At 32.7% G+C, this 16,515-nt stretch carries 14 protein-coding genes; 5 read left to right on the top strand and 9 right to left on the bottom strand.

Features of this window, described 5'->3' with window-relative positions:
* Both QVZ41_RS03095 and QVZ41_RS03090 read left to right on the top strand, forming a co-directional pair.
* Positions 1-1,344 (top strand): deoxyguanosinetriphosphate triphosphohydrolase, encoded by a 1,344-nt coding sequence (locus tag QVZ41_RS03095; RefSeq protein WP_302883082.1) that lies wholly within the window; start codon positions 1-3, stop codon positions 1,342-1,344.
* A gap of 38 nt (positions 1,345-1,382) precedes the next feature.
* The gene (locus tag QVZ41_RS03090) at positions 1,383-4,118 is read left to right on the top strand and encodes a T9SS type A sorting domain-containing protein (RefSeq protein ID WP_302883081.1); all 2,736 of its coding nucleotides are present in this window, start codon (positions 1,383-1,385) and stop codon (positions 4,116-4,118) included.
* On the opposite strand, the gene QVZ41_RS03085 is transcribed toward QVZ41_RS03090, so the two are convergent.
* On the bottom strand, positions 4,115-5,179 hold the full coding sequence (locus QVZ41_RS03085; RefSeq protein ID WP_302883080.1) for a DUF3078 domain-containing protein: 1,065 nt from the start codon (positions 5,177-5,179) through the stop codon (positions 4,115-4,117). The two genes, QVZ41_RS03090 and QVZ41_RS03085, sit on opposite strands and share 4 nt — an antisense overlap.
* A 41-nt stretch (positions 5,180-5,220) precedes the next feature.
* On the bottom strand, positions 5,221-6,996 hold the full coding sequence (locus QVZ41_RS03080) for a 1-deoxy-D-xylulose-5-phosphate synthase (RefSeq protein WP_302883079.1): 1,776 nt from the start codon (positions 6,994-6,996) through the stop codon (positions 5,221-5,223).
* Positions 6,997-7,083: 87 nt separating this feature from the next.
* Between QVZ41_RS03080 and QVZ41_RS03075 the strand changes: the two genes are divergently transcribed.
* Positions 7,084-7,533: a nucleoside deaminase gene (locus tag QVZ41_RS03075; RefSeq protein WP_302883078.1), complete on the top strand. Its 450-nt coding sequence runs from the start codon at positions 7,084-7,086 to the stop codon at positions 7,531-7,533.
* On the opposite strand, the gene QVZ41_RS03070 is transcribed toward QVZ41_RS03075, so the two are convergent.
* The gene (locus QVZ41_RS03070) at positions 7,530-7,760 is read right to left on the bottom strand and encodes a hypothetical protein (RefSeq protein ID WP_302883077.1); all 231 of its coding nucleotides are present in this window, start codon (positions 7,758-7,760) and stop codon (positions 7,530-7,532) included. The genes QVZ41_RS03075 and QVZ41_RS03070 overlap by 4 nt on opposite strands.
* Positions 7,761-7,772: 12 nt before the next feature.
* On the opposite strand from QVZ41_RS03070, the gene glpQ reads away from it, so the two are divergent.
* Positions 7,773-8,828, top strand: coding sequence for a glycerophosphodiester phosphodiesterase (gene glpQ / locus QVZ41_RS03065; protein WP_302883076.1), 1,056 nt, complete (start codon positions 7,773-7,775; stop codon positions 8,826-8,828).
* Here glpQ and QVZ41_RS03060 read toward each other — a convergent pair.
* From QVZ41_RS03060 to QVZ41_RS03035, 6 genes are all read right to left on the bottom strand, one after another.
* Positions 8,818-10,617 carry a chloride channel protein gene (locus QVZ41_RS03060; protein ID WP_302883075.1) on the bottom strand — a complete coding sequence of 600 codons (1,800 nt, stop codon included), beginning with the start codon at positions 10,615-10,617 and terminating at the stop codon, positions 8,818-8,820. The two genes, glpQ and QVZ41_RS03060, sit on opposite strands and share 11 nt — an antisense overlap.
* A 279-nt stretch (positions 10,618-10,896) precedes the next feature.
* Entirely contained in the window at positions 10,897-11,415 is a 519-nt protein-coding gene (locus QVZ41_RS03055; protein WP_302883074.1) for a ferritin, read from the bottom strand.
* Positions 11,416-11,539: 124 nt separating this feature from the next.
* Positions 11,540-13,297, bottom strand: coding sequence for an aspartate--tRNA ligase (gene aspS / locus QVZ41_RS03050; RefSeq protein WP_302883073.1), 1,758 nt, complete (start codon positions 13,295-13,297; stop codon positions 11,540-11,542).
* Positions 13,298-13,442: 145 nt separating this feature from the next.
* The gene (gene mscL, locus QVZ41_RS03045) at positions 13,443-13,862 is read right to left on the bottom strand and encodes a large conductance mechanosensitive channel protein MscL (RefSeq protein WP_302883472.1); all 420 of its coding nucleotides are present in this window, start codon (positions 13,860-13,862) and stop codon (positions 13,443-13,445) included.
* A 46-nt stretch (positions 13,863-13,908) separates the two neighbouring features.
* A complete protein-coding gene (gene alr, locus QVZ41_RS03040) occupies positions 13,909-15,012 on the bottom strand; it encodes an alanine racemase (RefSeq protein WP_302883072.1) in 1,104 nt (367 codons plus the stop codon).
* Between the two features lies 1 nt (position 15,013).
* Positions 15,014-15,598: a thymidine kinase gene (locus tag QVZ41_RS03035; protein ID WP_302883071.1), complete on the bottom strand. Its 585-nt coding sequence runs from the start codon at positions 15,596-15,598 to the stop codon at positions 15,014-15,016.
* Positions 15,599-15,713: 115 nt separating this feature from the next.
* Here QVZ41_RS03035 and QVZ41_RS03030 point away from each other — a divergent pair, with 115 nt between their 5' ends.
* Positions 15,714-16,514 (top strand): hypothetical protein, encoded by an 801-nt coding sequence (locus tag QVZ41_RS03030; protein ID WP_302883070.1) that lies wholly within the window; start codon positions 15,714-15,716, stop codon positions 16,512-16,514.
* Position 16,515 lies beyond the last annotated feature (1 nt).

Genomic DNA, 16,515 nt, shown 5'->3' with positions numbered 1-16,515 from the left:
ATGCACTGGGAACAATTATTATCTCTTAAAAGAGCAGGCGATAAAGATGGTCGTTTTAGAAAAGATCAAGATGAAACCAGATTAGGTTTTGAGGTAGATTTTGATAGAATTGTATTCTCATCCGCATTTAGAAGTTTACAAGACAAAACACAAGTAATTCCCTTGTCTGACACCGATTTTGTGCACACAAGGTTAACGCATAGTATGGAAGTTTCTGTAGTAGGGCGTTCTTTGGGTAGAATTGTAGGAAAACAATTGTTAGAAAAACATCCTTATTTAAAAGAACTAGGATACACTTTTAATGATTTTGGGGCTATTGTGGCGGCTGCGGCTTTATCTCACGATATTGGAAATCCTCCTTTTGGTCATAGTGGAGAAAAGTCTATTGGAGAATATTTTAATTCGGGAAATGGACAAAAATTCAAAGCTGAGTTAACAGATAAAGAATGGCAAGATTTAATTGATTTTGAAGGAAATGCCAACGGATTTAAAATTTTAACTCAAGACGGTTTAGGGGTAAAAGACGGATTAAGATTGTCATACGCTACTTTGGGTGCGTTTATGAAATATCCTAAAGAATCTTTGCCTAAAAAAGCCACTAAACATATTGTAGATAAAAAGTTTGGTTTCTTTCAGTCTGAAAAAGACAAGTTCGTTGATGTTGCAGAGACCTTGGGTTTAAAAACCATGCGTACCGGAAATGATGTTGCTTATCACCGTCATCCTTTGGCTTATTTAGTAGAGGCTGCTGATGATATTTGTTATACCATTATTGATTTTGAAGACGGAATTAATCTTGGTTTGATTGATGAAGAATTTGCTTTAGAATATATGATTAAGTTGGTGCAGGATAAAATAGATATCCATAAATATCATTCTTTACAACTTAAAAAAGATAGGGTAAGTTATTTGCGTGCCCTAGCAATTAGTACTTTAATTAACGAGGCAGTTAAGATTTTTATAGAAAATGAAGAAAGTATTTTAGAGGGTACTTTTGATAAATCTTTGTTAGATAGATGTAAATACGAAGCGCAGATTAATGACATCATTAAACTTAGTGTTGAAAAAATTTATCATAGTAGAAGTGTGGTAGAAAAAGAAGTAGCGGGGTACAAAATTATTTCAGATTTGTTAGAGGTTTTTATCAATGCAGTGAACAATTCTTACTTAGGAAAAGCCTCTAATTACGATCAATTAACTTTAATGATGTTGCCACAGGAGTTTAAAAACCAATCAGAAAGTTTGTACGTACGTATTATGAGCGTTTGTTCTTACGTGGCAGGAATGTCTGATAGTTATGCTATTTTGGTTCACAAAAAAATTAGTGGAGTCATGATGTCATAAGGATACAATGTTTATCTTCATCAAAATCTTCATTGATTATGAGTAAAAAAATACTTTACAGTTCTCTTATTAGCCTTGTTTTCATTGTTGCTATTGTCATTGTTTATGATGATAATCATGTCACTCGTGCCGAATATGCAAAAATGATTGCGGAGTATGGGAGTGAAAAAGAACATGATTTTTTTGAAACAGAAGAAGCTGAACACGGAGGAGAGGAAGAAGGTGAAGAGGGGGAATTACCACCAAACGAATATTTTAAAAGACAATATTTGTTGGAAATGAATCCTAAAACAGGAAAAACGTCTCCAGAAAATATTGAGCAACTTAAACAAAAGAAAAAAGCACAAGTTAAATTTTTTAAAGTTCCAGGTGAAAGCAACGAAATTGCTTGGGTAGAAAGAGGTCCTGATAATATTGGAGGAAGAACCAGAGTATTGTTTTTTGACCCCAATGATGTTAGTGGAAAAAGGGTTTTTGCGGGTGGTGTTTCTGGTGGATTATGGGTGAATAATGACATTACAAATCAAAACTCATTGTGGATACAAGTTGGTATTGATGAAAATTTATCTATTTCTTGTTATGCTATTGATCCAAACAATTCAAATATTTGGTATGTAGGAACGGGAGAATCTTATACTTCAAATGATGGTACTGGTAATGGATTGTGGAAAACTATCAATGGTGGAGTTACTTGGAGTCAAATCGCATCCGTAGATTTTAACCAAGATGAAACCGCAAGGCTTTATTTTATCAATAAAATAATAGCTCGGGATAATCAAGGAGTTACTGAATTATTTTTATCTATCGATGGTGCTTTTGATAATGATTTTGTAGGGTATGGCTTATCTGGATGGTGGAAATCAACCGATCAAGGATTTAATAAAATCTCTTTTAATACTCCTGAAAATACTCCTTATGTTTTTAGTGATCTTGAAGTTGCTACAGATAATACTATGTGGTTTGCTACAAAAAAGAATGTTTATGGTCATGGAGGTGGGAAAATTTTCAGAAGTGTTGATGGAAATAATTTTGTAGAAAAATATGCTTTTACCAATGGCGACAGGGTTGAATTGTCTGTTTCAAAACAGAACAGTAATGTGGTTTATGCGGTTGCAGAAGTTGATGGAGGTGTTGAATTGATTAAAACGGTTAACGGTACAGGTTTTATAGAAATTGCAAAACCCAATGATGCAGATAACGATATTGATGCCAATGATTTTACCAGAGGTCAAGCTTTTTATGATTTAATGTTAGAGGTAGATCCTAATAATGATGATATTTTATATGCGGGAGGAATAGATTTATTTAGATCTTTTAATGCGGGGCTTAGTTGGAGTCAAATTTCTAAATGGTCTAATAATAACAATTTAAATAGTCTTAATGTTTCTTTGGTACATGCTGATCAGCATACCATGAGCTTTAGTCCTTTAAGTAGTAATTCTGGAGTTTTTGGAAACGATGGTGGAGTTTATTACAGTAATAATTTAAGTGCTACAGGAGTAAGTAATATAGTTAATACCAATAAAAATTATAATGTAACTCAGCTATATTCTGCTGCTATAGGACAAAATATAAATAATGATACGTTTTTAGGAGGGTCTCAAGACAATGGTTCTTTGTTTGTTTCGGGGGCTGGATTAGGAATTAATTCTTTTAGCGATTTGTATGGTGGCGATGGTGCCCAGGTTTTTATTGATGAGGATGATGCGTATGCAATTGTTTCTTATGTCTATAATACTTATGCTACTCAGCCTTTGCCTTTTGTAAGTCGTAATGATCAAATAGAAATTGAAGATGATCAAGACAGTGGTTCTTTTATTAATATTGCAGATTTAGATGATAACTTAGATATTCTTTTTACTGATGGAACCACAGGCTATGGAACCAATAATGTTGTAGAGAAAATATCAAGATATACTAATTTAACAACTGTCCCTGTAAGAAGGAACTTTACCAATGCTTTGCTTTTTGAATCTCCAACGGCTATTAAAGTATCTCCATTTACAACTACTTCTTCAACCGTTTTTATTGGAACAGAAACAGGAACAATATTAAAAGTAACAAATTTTAATACAGATAATCCAAATTGGACTGAGATAGATTTGCTAGATGCAATTAATACAGGAGCTATTTCTGATATTTCTTTTGGAAAAAATGAAAATGAAATAGTTGTAACTCTTCATAATTATGGTGTTAATAATATCTATTACACAAGTGATGGAGGCTTAACTTGGACTGAAAAAGACGGCAATCTACCTGATATTCCAACAAAAACTATTTTAATAAATCCATTGGATGTAAATGAGGCAATTGTAGGAACTAATTTTGGGGTTTGGAAAACAGCAAACTTTACTGATGAGAATCCTAATTGGGTACAATCACAAAATGGAATGTCTAGTGTTAAAGTTACTCAATTTCAATTGAGAACAGCTGATAATACTGTTATCGCATCTACTTATGGTAGAGGTTTTTTTACGGGGCAATTTCTAGGGAATAATTTAGCAATACCAAACAATACAAAAGTTAGTGAAGAGTTAGAAATAACTTCAGTTGTAAGTAATCAAACTTTAGAGGTTAAAGCATTGGTAAGCATCAGTAAACTTGTCAATATCTCTATTTATAAGTCAGATGGAGCTTTGGTATTCACAAAAGATTTGGACTTTAAATTACAGCCTAATTATCGTATAAATGTACCTTTTCAAGCAGGGGTTTATATTGTGAATATGTCTTATGGAAACAAGCGAATTTCTAAAAAAATAATTGTGATAAATTAAAAAACATAAGTAACACCAACTCCTAAAATTTGTTTTAGCTGCACCTTAGGTCCCGTTTGAGTTCCGTCTGATTCTAATATTTTAGAGTCATCATCATATAACAGGTGTGAACCAATTTTAGCTTGAATGTATTGATTTACTTTCATGTCCACATTCAATTCAATCTCGGTATCCACATTTCCAAATTTGTGTATGTAATCCGAGTAGAAAGAGCTTTTAAGATTAAAGTTGATATTCTCCATAATGGTGGTTTGATATTCTAAACGAATCAAAGCCCCAAGTTCAGAATATATGTTTTCTCCTTTTTTAATAATGTTTCCATCAGCATCTTTAACGGCAGGAGTAACCCCAAAAGCTCCTTTATTGGCTAAGTTTTGGTTCAGTACAAAAGTGACCTGATTTGTCAAAGGAGAAATGTTTAATTTAAAAAGATTATCATTGTCTGTATAAAGTCCCCCAACCCCTACACGCATACGTGCTGGTGCAAAAAAGTTAGAAATTATTGTAGACCTGTCATTACCTTTATAACCTTTAAAGAACTGAGTTGTTAAGTTAAAATCTCCAGAGTAATACCACTTAGATTCTATGCTAGATTTATAACTAAAAGAAGATTTTAAATCGATGACATCATCGGTTTTTTTAGAATACTCATTTCCGTTTTCTTTGCTTAAACCATACTTTAGCGTTACATCGTTAGCCCAATATAATCTCCCTTTTTTATAATCATAGTCTCCTTTAAAAGAGGTGATTCCTGCAACACTATTATTTCCCCCTTTGGTCCAGTTGATAAACGATGTTTGCGTTAGTAAAAGTCCAGGTTTGTTGGTAAAAGTCCAGTATTTTGGTTTGGCATTTTCTATTAAAATAGTATTGATACTGTCTTTTCTTACAGAAGCTCTATTTGAAATAGTATCGCTTTCAGTTTTATGAAACACTCTATTGATTTTTGCTTTTAGCCTAGCGATACTTTCTGGCGTAGGAATAGTGTCCATGTGAGTTACCGATGCATGGCTGTAATTGCTATAAATACAGAAGATTAGAATCATTAATAAACGACCCATATATTTTTTTTTATCATATGAATGTGTCAAAAAATATGCCATTATAAAGTTGATAAAATTGTATTAAATATTGACTTTTCATCAATATTTGCAACTGCTCTTAATTCTTTTGTATTTCCGTGTTCTATAAAGTTATCAGGAACTCCTTTAATAATTATTTTTGGATGGTATTCATGTTTTGCTGCAAATTCTAGAATAGCAGAACCAAAACCTCCTTGAACACTTCCATCTTCGTATGTAATGATTGTGTTATAGTTTGAAAAAATTTCATGGAGTAGTTTATTGTCTAACGGTTTTATAAACTGCATATTGTAATGCCCAACTTTATCTCTTTCTTTTTCATCAAACTTATTAACGGCAAAGTTAACAATATTCCCTATGGTACCAATGCTTAAAATAGCAGTACTATTTCCCTCTTTTATCACTCGGCCTTTTCCTATAGAAATATTTTTAAAAGGCTTTTTCCAATGAATACTCTCACTTAATCCCCTTGGATAACGAATGGCAATAGGTGCATTTAAACCTTTTTGAGCGGTGTACATAATATTTCTTAAGTCCACTTCATTCATAGGAGCATATAGAATCATGTTTGGAATGCAACGCAAATAAGCAATGTCAAACACTCCATGATGTGTTGCCCCGTCATTTCCTACCAATCCAGCCCTGTCTAAACAGAAAATTACTGGGAGTTTTTGAATGGCAACATCGTGAATTACTTGATCGTAAGCTCTTTGTAAAAAAGTTGAATAAATATTACAGAAAGGAATCAATCCTTGTTTGGCCATTCCAGCAGCCAAAGTTACAGCATGTTGTTCTGCAATTCCTACATCAAAAGCTCTTTCGGGCATTTCTGCAATCATATATTTTAAAGAGCTTCCTGTAGGCATGGCTGGAGTAATTCCAACAATTTTAGGGTTCTTTTTAGCAAGTTCTATAATGGTATATCCAAAAACATCTTGATATTTTGGAGGGGTAATATTATTAGTTGATGTAATTCTATCTCCTGTTTTAGCATTAAATTTCCCTGGAGCATGATAGGTAATTTGATCTTCTTCTGCTTTTTTTAACCCTTTTCCTTTGGTGGTTACAATATGCAAAAACTTGGGCCCTTCTACATTTTGTAATCTTTTTAATTCGTGAATTAATTTTGGCAAATCATGTCCGTCAATCGGACCAGAATAATCAAAATTTAAGGCTTCAAAAATATTGTCTCTGTTGAGTTCTTTTCCATTTTTGGCATGGGTAAGATAATCTTTTAAAGCACCAATACTTGGATCGATTCCAATGGCATTATCGTTTAAAATTACCAATAAATTAGCATTGGTTACTCCAGCATGATTCAAGGCTTCAAAAGCCATTCCTGAAGCGATAGAAGCATCACCAATTACCGCAATGTGTTGTTGTTTTGTGTCTCCCTGAATTTGGGCTGCCATGGCCATTCCCAAAGCTGCAGAAATAGAAGTAGAGGAGTGTCCTGTTCCAAAAGCATCATATTCACTTTCAAAAATATTTGGGAAACCAGATATTCCGTTTAATCTTCTGTTTGTGTCAAAAATAGTTCGTCTTCCGGTTAAAATTTTATGTCCATAGGCTTGATGACCAACATCCCAAATTAATTTGTCTTTAGGGGTGTTGAAGATATAGTGAATGGCAATAGTCAATTCTACCACACCAAGACTGGCCCCTAAATGTCCCTCTTTGGTAGCTACTATGTTAATAATAAAGGCTCTTAATTCATGAGCTAGCTGTTGCAGTTCATCAATAGAAAGATTTTTTAGGTCTTTGGGAGCGTTAATCGTATTAAGAATATTTTTCACGGCACAAAATTACAATTTTGAGGTTTGTCCTTGCAAATTATCATTCAATAAAGTAGCTTTAGTTTTTATAAAAACACTTCCCTAGCAATGATAGATCCTTTTGATGATGATTATTACATGAAAAAAGCTTTAGATGAAGCTCATGAAGCTTTTGATAAAGGAGAAGTTCCTGTGGGAGCCATTATTGTTATGAACAATCAAATTATTGCAAGAGGACATAATTTAACGGAACAATTAAATGATGTCACTGCACACGCAGAAATGCAAGCATTTACTGCTGCGGCTAACTTTTTAGGGGGGAAATATTTACAAGATTGTACTTTATATGTAACCTTAGAGCCTTGTCAAATGTGTGCAGGGGCTAGTTATTGGACACAAATAGGGAAAATTGTTTATGGAGCTTCAGACCATCAGAGAGGTTATTCTGCACTAAATACTTTACTTCATCCAAAAACAACTGTGATTTCTGGAGTAAGAGAAGAAGAATGTAGTAAGTTATTAAAGGATTTCTTTTTGTCTAGGAGAGATTTAAATTAATCTTCAATCCTACTCGCATCAGGGTCGTTGTGTTTTAAAGAATATTTGGTCAAATCTTTTCCTTTGTATCTGTGATAAATAAATAAAGGCATCAATACAAAGGTTAAGGTAATCACTCCAAATCCCATAAATTTTGCACTCCTGTCATCGTTTAAGGCATAAAAATATCCTCCAAGAGCCCATGAAGCCAATACCAATACCAATAAAATTTTTAATAATATCTTCATATTCATTCTTTAATGAGTGTATCAAAATTAGCTAATTTGGTTGGAAATCTAATCATAGTTTTCATGAAGTTTAATATTAGGATTCCCGCTGTTTTTTTTGTTCTTTTATGTCTATTGATGTCTTGTCACTCTAAATCAAACAAATCAAAAATGTTAGTCATTGCTCATAGAGGTGCCTCAGGTTATTTGCCAGAACATACGTTGCCAGCCAAAGCTTTGGCTTATGGTATGCATCCAGATTTTTTAGAGCAAGATGTAGTGTTAACCAAAGATGATGTTCCTGTGGTGATTCATGACATTCATTTAGAAACTACTACCGATGTTGCTGAGATTTTTCCAAACAGAAAAAGAGCTGATGGAAAATATTATGTGATTGATTTTACTTGGAATGAGTTACAGCAATTAAAGGTTACAGAAAGATTTGATACGGATACTCAAAAAGCAGTGTATGCTTATAGGTTCCCAATTCACAAATCTATTTTTAAACTTCATACGTTGTCTCAAGAAATAGAAATGATTCAAGGATTGAATACCTCTATGAAACAAAATATTGGTATTTATGTTGAAATTAAAGAACCAAAATTTCATAGAAACGAAGGGAAAGATATTTCTAAAATTGTGTTAGAGTTGCTTTCTAATTACGGATACAAAACTTTGAAAGACAATTGTATTTTACAATGTTTTGATGCGGTTGAACTCAAAAAAATTAGACAAGAATATCAATGTGATTTGTTTTTGGTTCAATTGTTAGAAATTGGATATTCTGATGAGGTTTTTAAAGATATGAGTCCTAAAAAGATAGTAGATGAAATTGCGTTGTATGCAAATGGAATTGGACCTTGGTACAAACAAATCATTGCAGGTGATGATCATATTGATGGTTTTGAAAATTTGGTCACATTAGCGCACCAGAAAGATTTAAAAGTACATGCTTTTACTTATAGAGCAGATGATTTAGGAACATTTTCATCTTTTAATGATTTGTTAGCATCTGCAAAAACCGATTTAAAACTAGATGGAATTTTTACAGACTTTCCCGATAAAGCAGTTACTTATTTTAAGCAATAGTATCACTCGCTTGAATTAATTTTCGTCGGTAAGCGTTTAGCAACCTAGATTTTGAAATGAATCCGTAATATTTATTATCTCTTATGACTGGCAAATTCCAGGCTCCAGTAGTTTTAAATTTTTCCATAATCACTTCCATAGAATCGTTGGCATAGTCAATAATATCCTCAGGAGCAATCATTAAATCTCTTACAAAAGTAGTGTCGTGTAAATCGGTATTAAACATAATAGATCTAATATCATCCATATGCAATAAGCCAATTAATTCTTTGTCTTTGTTTACAACAGGAAAATTGTTTCTCTTAGATTTTACGATGACATTATGAGCCAATTCACCAAGTGTCATGCCTGGTTTGATAACGATAAAATCCTTTTCAATTACCTTGTTAATATTCATCAACATTAAAACACTTTTGTCTTTATCGTGGGTTAATAACTGACCTTTTTTAGCCAATGCAGCAGTATAAATATTATGAGGAATAAACTGTTTGGTCATTAAAAATGAGATGGAAGCAACGGTCATTAAAGGTAAAAATAATTCATATCCTCCTGTAATTTCGGCAATTAAAAAGATTGCTGTTAAAGGAGCCTGTAATACTCCGGCTAACAATCCGGCCATTCCTACCATGGCAAAATTACTTAACGAAAGACTGCTAGAGGCTAGTTTTAAATGATTTACCACCGTAGCCACTACATAACCTGATACACTACCGATAAATAAGGAAGGAGCAAAAACACCACCAATACCACCAGCACCAAAAGTTAAAGCCATGGCAATTACTTTAAAGATAATTAATCCTACAAGAAGTCCAACAATCATCCAGATATTTTCAGCTTCAGAATTAAAAATATTATTTTCTAATATAGAAGAGGCGTCTCCCATTAAAACACTGTTCATGGTATCAAAACCTTCTCCGAATAATGGTGGAATAAAATAAACAATAACACCAATTAATGTTCCTCCAAATAATAATTTATAGATAGGATTTTCAATTTTTTTGAAAAGATCCTGCATCCAAAAATAGACTTTGGTAAAATAGATAGAAACAAAAGAACATCCTATTCCTAAAATGATGTAAAATGTAATATCAGCAAGTTCAAATTTATCTTGAATTTCAAAGTGTAAAAGCACTTCATTTCCCAAGAAGAAATAAGAAGTTATCACCGCAGAAATAGAAGCCAACAACAATGGTATCATAGAAATCATGGTCAATTCTAAACTAAAAATTTCTACAGCAAATACAATCGCTGTTATGGGAGCTTTAAAGATGCAGGATACTGCTCCTGCTGCTGCACAGGCAACCAAAACTGTTCTAGATCTTTGGTCTAAGTGAAAAAGTCTTGATACATTGGAACCTATGGCTGCTCCAGTTGTTACAGTTGGTCCCTCAAGTCCAACAGAACCTCCAAAACCAACAGTTAGAGGAGAAGTAATTAAGGAAGCCCACATTTGATATCTATCAATGATGGCTTCTCTTTTAGAAATAGAATGCAGAACCGAAGGGATTCCGTGACTCATTTTTTTTCTAACAATAAATTTAATCACCAAAAGGGTTAAACCGATACCAATAATTGGAAAAATAAAATAAAACCCTTTGTGTACATCTTTAATAAACCCAGTTTCTAGGGCAACAAAAATATAATGTGTTAAATTTTTAAGCGTTACAGCAGAAATACCTGCTAATAAACCTATAAGGACACTTAAAATATAAAGAAAATTTTCTGCAGAAATATGTTTGTATTTCCAGATCAAAAACTGATTTAATAAACTCCTTTTTCTCTGAGGCATGCCTATGATTTTTTCGGATGGCTAAGATAGTGTTTATTAGTAGAATATGCTTAAACTACTTTAGGCTTGTATTGGACATTTTTTACAATGATTCTTACCTTTCTTAGTGTACTTTTTACAGCACTTTTTCTTCTTATCTTTTGCTAAATACGCAAAGCAACATCCCGTATATTCAGGGGTTACAATTTCTTCAAGTATTGTTTTTAACATTATTTGCACTGATTAAGTCACTAAAAATCAGTGCAAATATAATGTTTATTTTAAATAAATCTAAATTAACTACTCGTTTTTGGCGTTAATTTCTGTTTGAGCAACAATTCCTTCAATGTCCTTATCAAATAAATAAGTACCGCTTTTATCGTTCCCAATGATTTTTAATTTATCTAAAATGGTTCTTGCTAAAGATTCTTCCTCAGCTTGTTCTGCCACGTACCATTGTAAAAAGTTATGAACAGTATAGTTTTTTTCTTCTAAGGTTTGAAAAACCAAATGATTAATACTTTCTGTAACTTGTTCTTCACTTTCTAAAAACATAGTAAAAAGTTCATGTAAATCTTTAAAAGTATCTTTAGGAGCGTCTAAGCTAGGGATGCTAGCTTTTCCACCACGTTCGTTTACAAATTTCACCAGTTTAAGCATGTGTATTCTTTCTTCATCTGCTTGGTTATAAAAGAACCCTGCTACTCCATTATACCCAATTACTTCTGCCCAAGTAGCCATGGCTAAATATTTCATGGATGCATTGGCTTCCAAGTGTATTTGAGTATTTAATGCTTTTTCTATTGTTTCTGATAACATATTTTCTTTTTTTAAAATGATATAAAAAAACTCTTTAAAACAATGAAAATCATATATGAAAACGGAAAATCATTTGTTTTTAAAGAGCTATGTAAATTTAATGAACTCAAATGCTTATTACAACTTATTCATTGGGAAGTGTAATATTTATATTTAATTCAGATAAAACTTCTTGAGAGACTGCTGCTGGAGCGTTGATCATAACATCTCTACCAGAGTTGTTTTTAGGAAATGCAATAAAATCTCTAATGGTTTCTTGCCCTCCTAAAATAGCTACCAATCTGTCTAATCCAAAAGCCAAACCTCCATGTGGTGGTGCACCATATTCAAAAGCATTCATTAAGAAACCAAATTGTTCTTTAGCTTCTTCTGGTGTAAATCCTAAATGTTTAAACATGAGTTCTTGAGTAGTTCTATCATATATTCTAATAGATCCTCCACCAATTTCGTTTCCGTTTAAAACCAAGTCATAAGCGTTGGCTCTTACTTTACCAGGATCGGTATCTAGTAAAGGTATATCTTCTGGTTTTGGACTTGTAAATGGGTGATGCATGGCATGGAATCTTTCTGTTTCTTCATCCCATTCTAACAATGGAAAATCTACCACCCATAAAGGAGCAAATTCATTTGATTTACGCAATCCTAAACGTGTAGCCAATTCCATACGTAAAGCAGAAAGTTGTGCTCTTGTTTTGTTAGCTGGTCCTGATAACACACAAATTAAATCTCCTGGTTTTGCATTGGTTGCTTTTGCCCAGGCAGCCAAATCTTCTTGATTGTAGAATTTATCTACAGATGATTTAAAAGTACCATCTTGGTTACATTTTACATACACCATTCCCAAAGCTCCTACCTGTGGACGCTTTACCCATTCTATCAACTTGTCAATTTCTTTTCTTGTGTAACTTTCTCCTCCAGGAACGGCAATACCCACCACTAATTCGGCATCGTTAAATACTTTAAATTCTTTGTGTTGAGCTACAGCGTTTAATTCTCCAAACTCCATTCCAAAACGAATATCTGGTTTGTCGTTACCATAAGTTTTCATGGCATGTTCATAAGTCATTCTTGGGAAATCACCAATTTCGACATTGTTTACTTTTTTAAGTAAATGACGAGTCATTCCTTCAAAAATATTTAAAATATCTTCTTGCTCAACAAATGCCAACTCACAGTCAATTTGCGTAAATTCGGGTTGTCTGTCAGCACGTAAATCTTCATCACGGAAACATTTAACAATCTGGAAATATTTATCCATTCCACCCACCATTAACAATTGCTTAAAGGTTTGTGGCGATTGTGGTAAAGCATAAAATTCTCCTTCATTCATTCTAGAAGGCACAATAAAATCACGAGCACCTTCTGGTGTAGATTTAATTAAATAAGGTGTTTCTACTTCTATAAAATCTTGATTAGATAAATAGTTACGAACTTCTTGTGCTACTTTGCTTCTGAAAATTAAGTTGTTTTTTACTGGATTTCTTCTGATGTCTAAGTATCTGTATTTCATACGGATGTCTTCTCCACCATCTGTGTCATCTTCGATAGTAAAAGGAGGAAGTTTTGCTTCGTTTAACACGGTTAATTCTTTTACCAATACTTCAATCTCTCCGGTATCAATGTTTTTGTTTTTTGCTTCACGTTCAATTACAGTTCCTTGTACTTGAATCACAAATTCTCTACCTAAAGTTTTGGCTTTATCAAGAATTTCTTTTGGAGTTCTGTCTTCATCAAAAATAAGTTGAGTAATTCCGTATCGATCACGTAAATCTACCCAAACCATAAATCCTTTATCTCTAGATTTTTGAACCCATCCTGATAAAGTAACCTCTTGGTTTACATTTTCAATTCTTAATTCTCCGTTGGTGTGACTTCTGTACATGTTATTGTGCTTGAATTTAAAGGTGCAAAGTTACTTTTTTAATTCGATGTCTGAAAGGTAAAATTAGCTTTGTATATCCTCTTTAAAATCAGAAAATCCACTCAGAATTTATAAGTGGATTTTTATTTTTTATTTATGTAGCCTCTTATTTATTAGCCAATAAATCTCTTATTTCTATTAATAGTTCTTCTTGAGTAGGTCCTTTTGGAGCTTCAGGTTTAGGTTCTTCTTTTTTCTTTGTTTTTTCGTAGGCTTTTAAAAACATAAAAATTACAAAACCAATAATTACAAAGTCAATAACAGATTGCACAAAGTTTCCATAAGTCATAATAGGAGCACCAGCTTCTTTGGCTTCAGCTAAGGTTTCATAGCTTCCTTTTCCTAGTACAAAAAATAAATCATTTACATTTTTGTTGCCTAAAAACAAACCTACAAAAGGCATAATAATGTCTTTTGCTAATGAGCTTACAATGGTTTTAAATGCTCCACCAATAATTACTGCAGTTGCTAAACTTACAATATCACCTTTCATTAAAAAGGTTTTAAAATCTTTTAAAAATCCCATAGTTGTGCTTTTAGTTAATCCTATGGAAGATAATGATTTTTTCATTTTAGATAAATGTTTTTTTGATTCGCTGAGAAATAGCGGTTAATATTTCATAAGAAATGGTGTGACAAATAGTGGCGAATTCTTCTACAGTTTGTTGATTGTTAAAAATAACGACTTCATCACCTTCTTTGCAATCTATGTTGGTTACGTTAACCAAAATCATATCCATACAGATGTTTCCAGAAGTATAAGCTTTTTGTCCGTGAATGGTTACATATCCATTTCCACAACCTAAAGGTCTAGAAAAACCATCAGCATGACCAATGGGAATAATAGCAATTTTTTCCTCTTTTTGAGCAGTAAAAGCCATGTTATAACTAATACTATCTCCTTTTTTTACTGTTCTGATTTGAGAAATTACAGACTTTAAACTCGCCACATTTTTTAATTTGGCAGTTTCCTCGGTATCGTTCCCAAAACCGTATAAACCAATTCCCAGCCTAACCATATCAAAATGAGCATTTGGATAATTAATCACACCAGAAGTATTACTCATATGCACTACAAAGTGGTGTTTTAGTTTTGAGCGTAGGACTGTAATAATACTATTAAAAGTAGAGATTTGCTTTTCTGTAAATTCTTTTTCATTCAAATCTTCACTGGCTGCAATGTGAGAAAATGCAGAAACGATTTTGATATTTTTATTGTGTTGAACTAATTGAATCAATTCTTCAACTTCATCAATGTTAAATCCTAATCTGTTTAATCCTGAATTGAATTTTAAATGAATAGGATAGTCTTCTAAATGATTTTCTTTAGCAAAAGCAATAAATTGTTTTAAGGTGTAAAGAGAATAAATATTAGGTTCTAAGTTGTGTTTGATTAACAAATCATAGTTTGACACTTGAGCATGTAAAACCAAAATAGGGGTTTTAATTCCATTTTCTCTTAGTTTAATTCCTTCATCAGCATAGGCAACACCAAAATAATCAACGCCTTCTTTTTCTAAAGTTTTGGCAATATTTACAGGTTCTAAACCGTAAGCAAAAGCTTTCACCACCGCCAAAGTTTTGGTTCCTGGCTTGGTTTTATTTTTTAAATAGTGATAATTGTGCTTTAGGGCAGATAAGCTAATTTCTAGCTTTGTAACATGATGGTTTTCCATGCTAATTTTTTTTGATATTCGCTTTGTAAAAAGCCGCTCTACTTAGAGGTTCGTAATTTTCGTTTTCACCTAACATTACCAATTTTTCACTATCATTTTTTCGATGACTGTAATGTGCTAAATTTCCTGTTTTGGTACAAATGGCGTGTACTTTGGTTACATATTCAGCTGTAGCCATTAAATTTGGCATCGGCCCAAAAGGCTTTCCTTTAAAGTCCATATCTAATCCAGCCACAATAACTCTAATCCCTTTGTTGGCCAAATCGTTACAAACACTTACAATTTCATCATCAAAAAATTGAGCTTCATCAATTCCAACCACATCTACATCATTGGCTAACAATCTAATATTGGCAGCTGCGGGAACGGGAGTGGAGCGAATGTATTTTTCATCATGAGAAACTACATTTTCTTCATCGTAGCGAGTATCAACAGAAGGTTTAAAAATCTCAATACGCTGTTTGGCAATTTGTGCACGTCTTAATCTGCGAATTAATTCTTCGGTTTTTCCGGAGAACATAGATCCACAGATGACTTCAATCCATCCAAATTGTTCTTTATGGTTTACGGTGTTTTCAAGAAACATTTTGTATTTTTATCAATGTTAGTAACTATCTAAAATTGCGAATCACAACAAAAGATAAGTGTACAAATTTATCAAATAAAGTCTTACGCGCTAACCTAAATTGATCAAAGTATTTATGCAAAAAAAATTAGAGGCAGAATTAATGAGCATTGCTCACAGCATTTTGCAAATGAAAAATAGAGATGATTTAAAAGCCTTGAAACAAAAGGCTTATGAAACATATGAGAAACTTGCAGTTTTATCTTACATTGAAGACTTTGTTAAAGAAACGCCTCAAAATACTAAAACAATTGAGGAATTGGTAGAAGAAACTTTTTCCGAATCCAGAAAAGAGGTTGAAGAAATTCAAGACATTCCAAAAGATGATGTTGAAAAAGTAGAAGAATTTACTAATGAAACAGGAGAACCAACAAAAGTGGTAAATGTTGAATTGGTTGATGAAACTTTAGAAGTTGTAGAAGATGATGTAGAGGAGGTGGTTGATGAAATTGAGACTGAAGAAAATAAAGAAGAACCTTCGTTGGATTTATTTACCAAAGTAGAAGAAAAGAAAGAAGAAAAGTCTACTCATTTACAATCATCTTTAGCGAAAGAATTTGGAAGTACTGTTTCCTTAGATGTGGCTACTGATTTGTTTGAAAACGCAACACGTGTAGCTCCTAAAAAATCTTTGAATGATGTGGCTATGGGACAAAAGAATTTACAAATTGACTTGAATGATAGAATTGCTTTTGTAAAGCATTTGTTTGATGAGAGTCAGGAAGATTTTAATAGAGTGATTTCTCAATTAAATACCATGACCTCAGAAAAAGAAGCTTTATCTTTCTTAAAAATGGTAAAAAAGGAGTATAATTGGGCCGGAAAAGAAATCTATGAAGATAGATTGATTTTGTTAATAGAAAGAAAATTTAATTAGA

This window comes from Wenyingzhuangia gilva (genome assembly GCF_030519655.1).
In the GTDB taxonomy this organism is placed as follows: domain Bacteria; phylum Bacteroidota; class Bacteroidia; order Flavobacteriales; family Flavobacteriaceae; genus Wenyingzhuangia; species Wenyingzhuangia gilva.
Note: the sequence above shows the minus strand (reverse complement) of the source record. Positions and strands in the feature narration are given on the sequence as shown.

Bases quoted from the DNA above. Each gene is read 5' to 3' on its own strand.
- QVZ41_RS03095 (WP_302883082.1), top strand. From the start codon at position 1: ATGCACTGGGAACAATTATTATCTCTTAAAAGAGCAGGCGATAAAGAT.
- QVZ41_RS03090 (WP_302883081.1), top strand. From the start codon at position 1,383: ATGAGTAAAAAAATACTTTACAGTTCTCTTATTAGCCTTGTTTTCATT.
- QVZ41_RS03085 (WP_302883080.1), bottom strand. From the start codon at position 5,179: ATGGGTCGTTTATTAATGATTCTAATCTTCTGTATTTATAGCAATTAC.
- QVZ41_RS03075 (WP_302883078.1), top strand. From the start codon at position 7,084: ATGATAGATCCTTTTGATGATGATTATTACATGAAAAAAGCTTTAGAT.
- QVZ41_RS03070 (WP_302883077.1), bottom strand. From the start codon at position 7,760: ATGAAGATATTATTAAAAATTTTATTGGTATTGGTATTGGCTTCATGG.
- glpQ (WP_302883076.1), top strand. From the start codon at position 7,773: ATGAGTGTATCAAAATTAGCTAATTTGGTTGGAAATCTAATCATAGTT.
- QVZ41_RS03060 (WP_302883075.1), bottom strand. From the start codon at position 10,617: ATGCCTCAGAGAAAAAGGAGTTTATTAAATCAGTTTTTGATCTGGAAA.
- QVZ41_RS03055 (WP_302883074.1), bottom strand. From the start codon at position 11,415: ATGTTATCAGAAACAATAGAAAAAGCATTAAATACTCAAATACACTTG.
- aspS (WP_302883073.1), bottom strand. From the start codon at position 13,297: ATGTACAGAAGTCACACCAACGGAGAATTAAGAATTGAAAATGTAAAC.
- mscL (WP_302883472.1), bottom strand. From the start codon at position 13,862: ATGGGATTTTTAAAAGATTTTAAAACCTTTTTAATGAAAGGTGATATT.
- alr (WP_302883072.1), bottom strand. From the start codon at position 15,012: ATGGAAAACCATCATGTTACAAAGCTAGAAATTAGCTTATCTGCCCTA.
- QVZ41_RS03035 (WP_302883071.1), bottom strand. From the start codon at position 15,598: ATGTTTCTTGAAAACACCGTAAACCATAAAGAACAATTTGGATGGATT.
- QVZ41_RS03030 (WP_302883070.1), top strand. From the start codon at position 15,714: ATGCAAAAAAAATTAGAGGCAGAATTAATGAGCATTGCTCACAGCATT.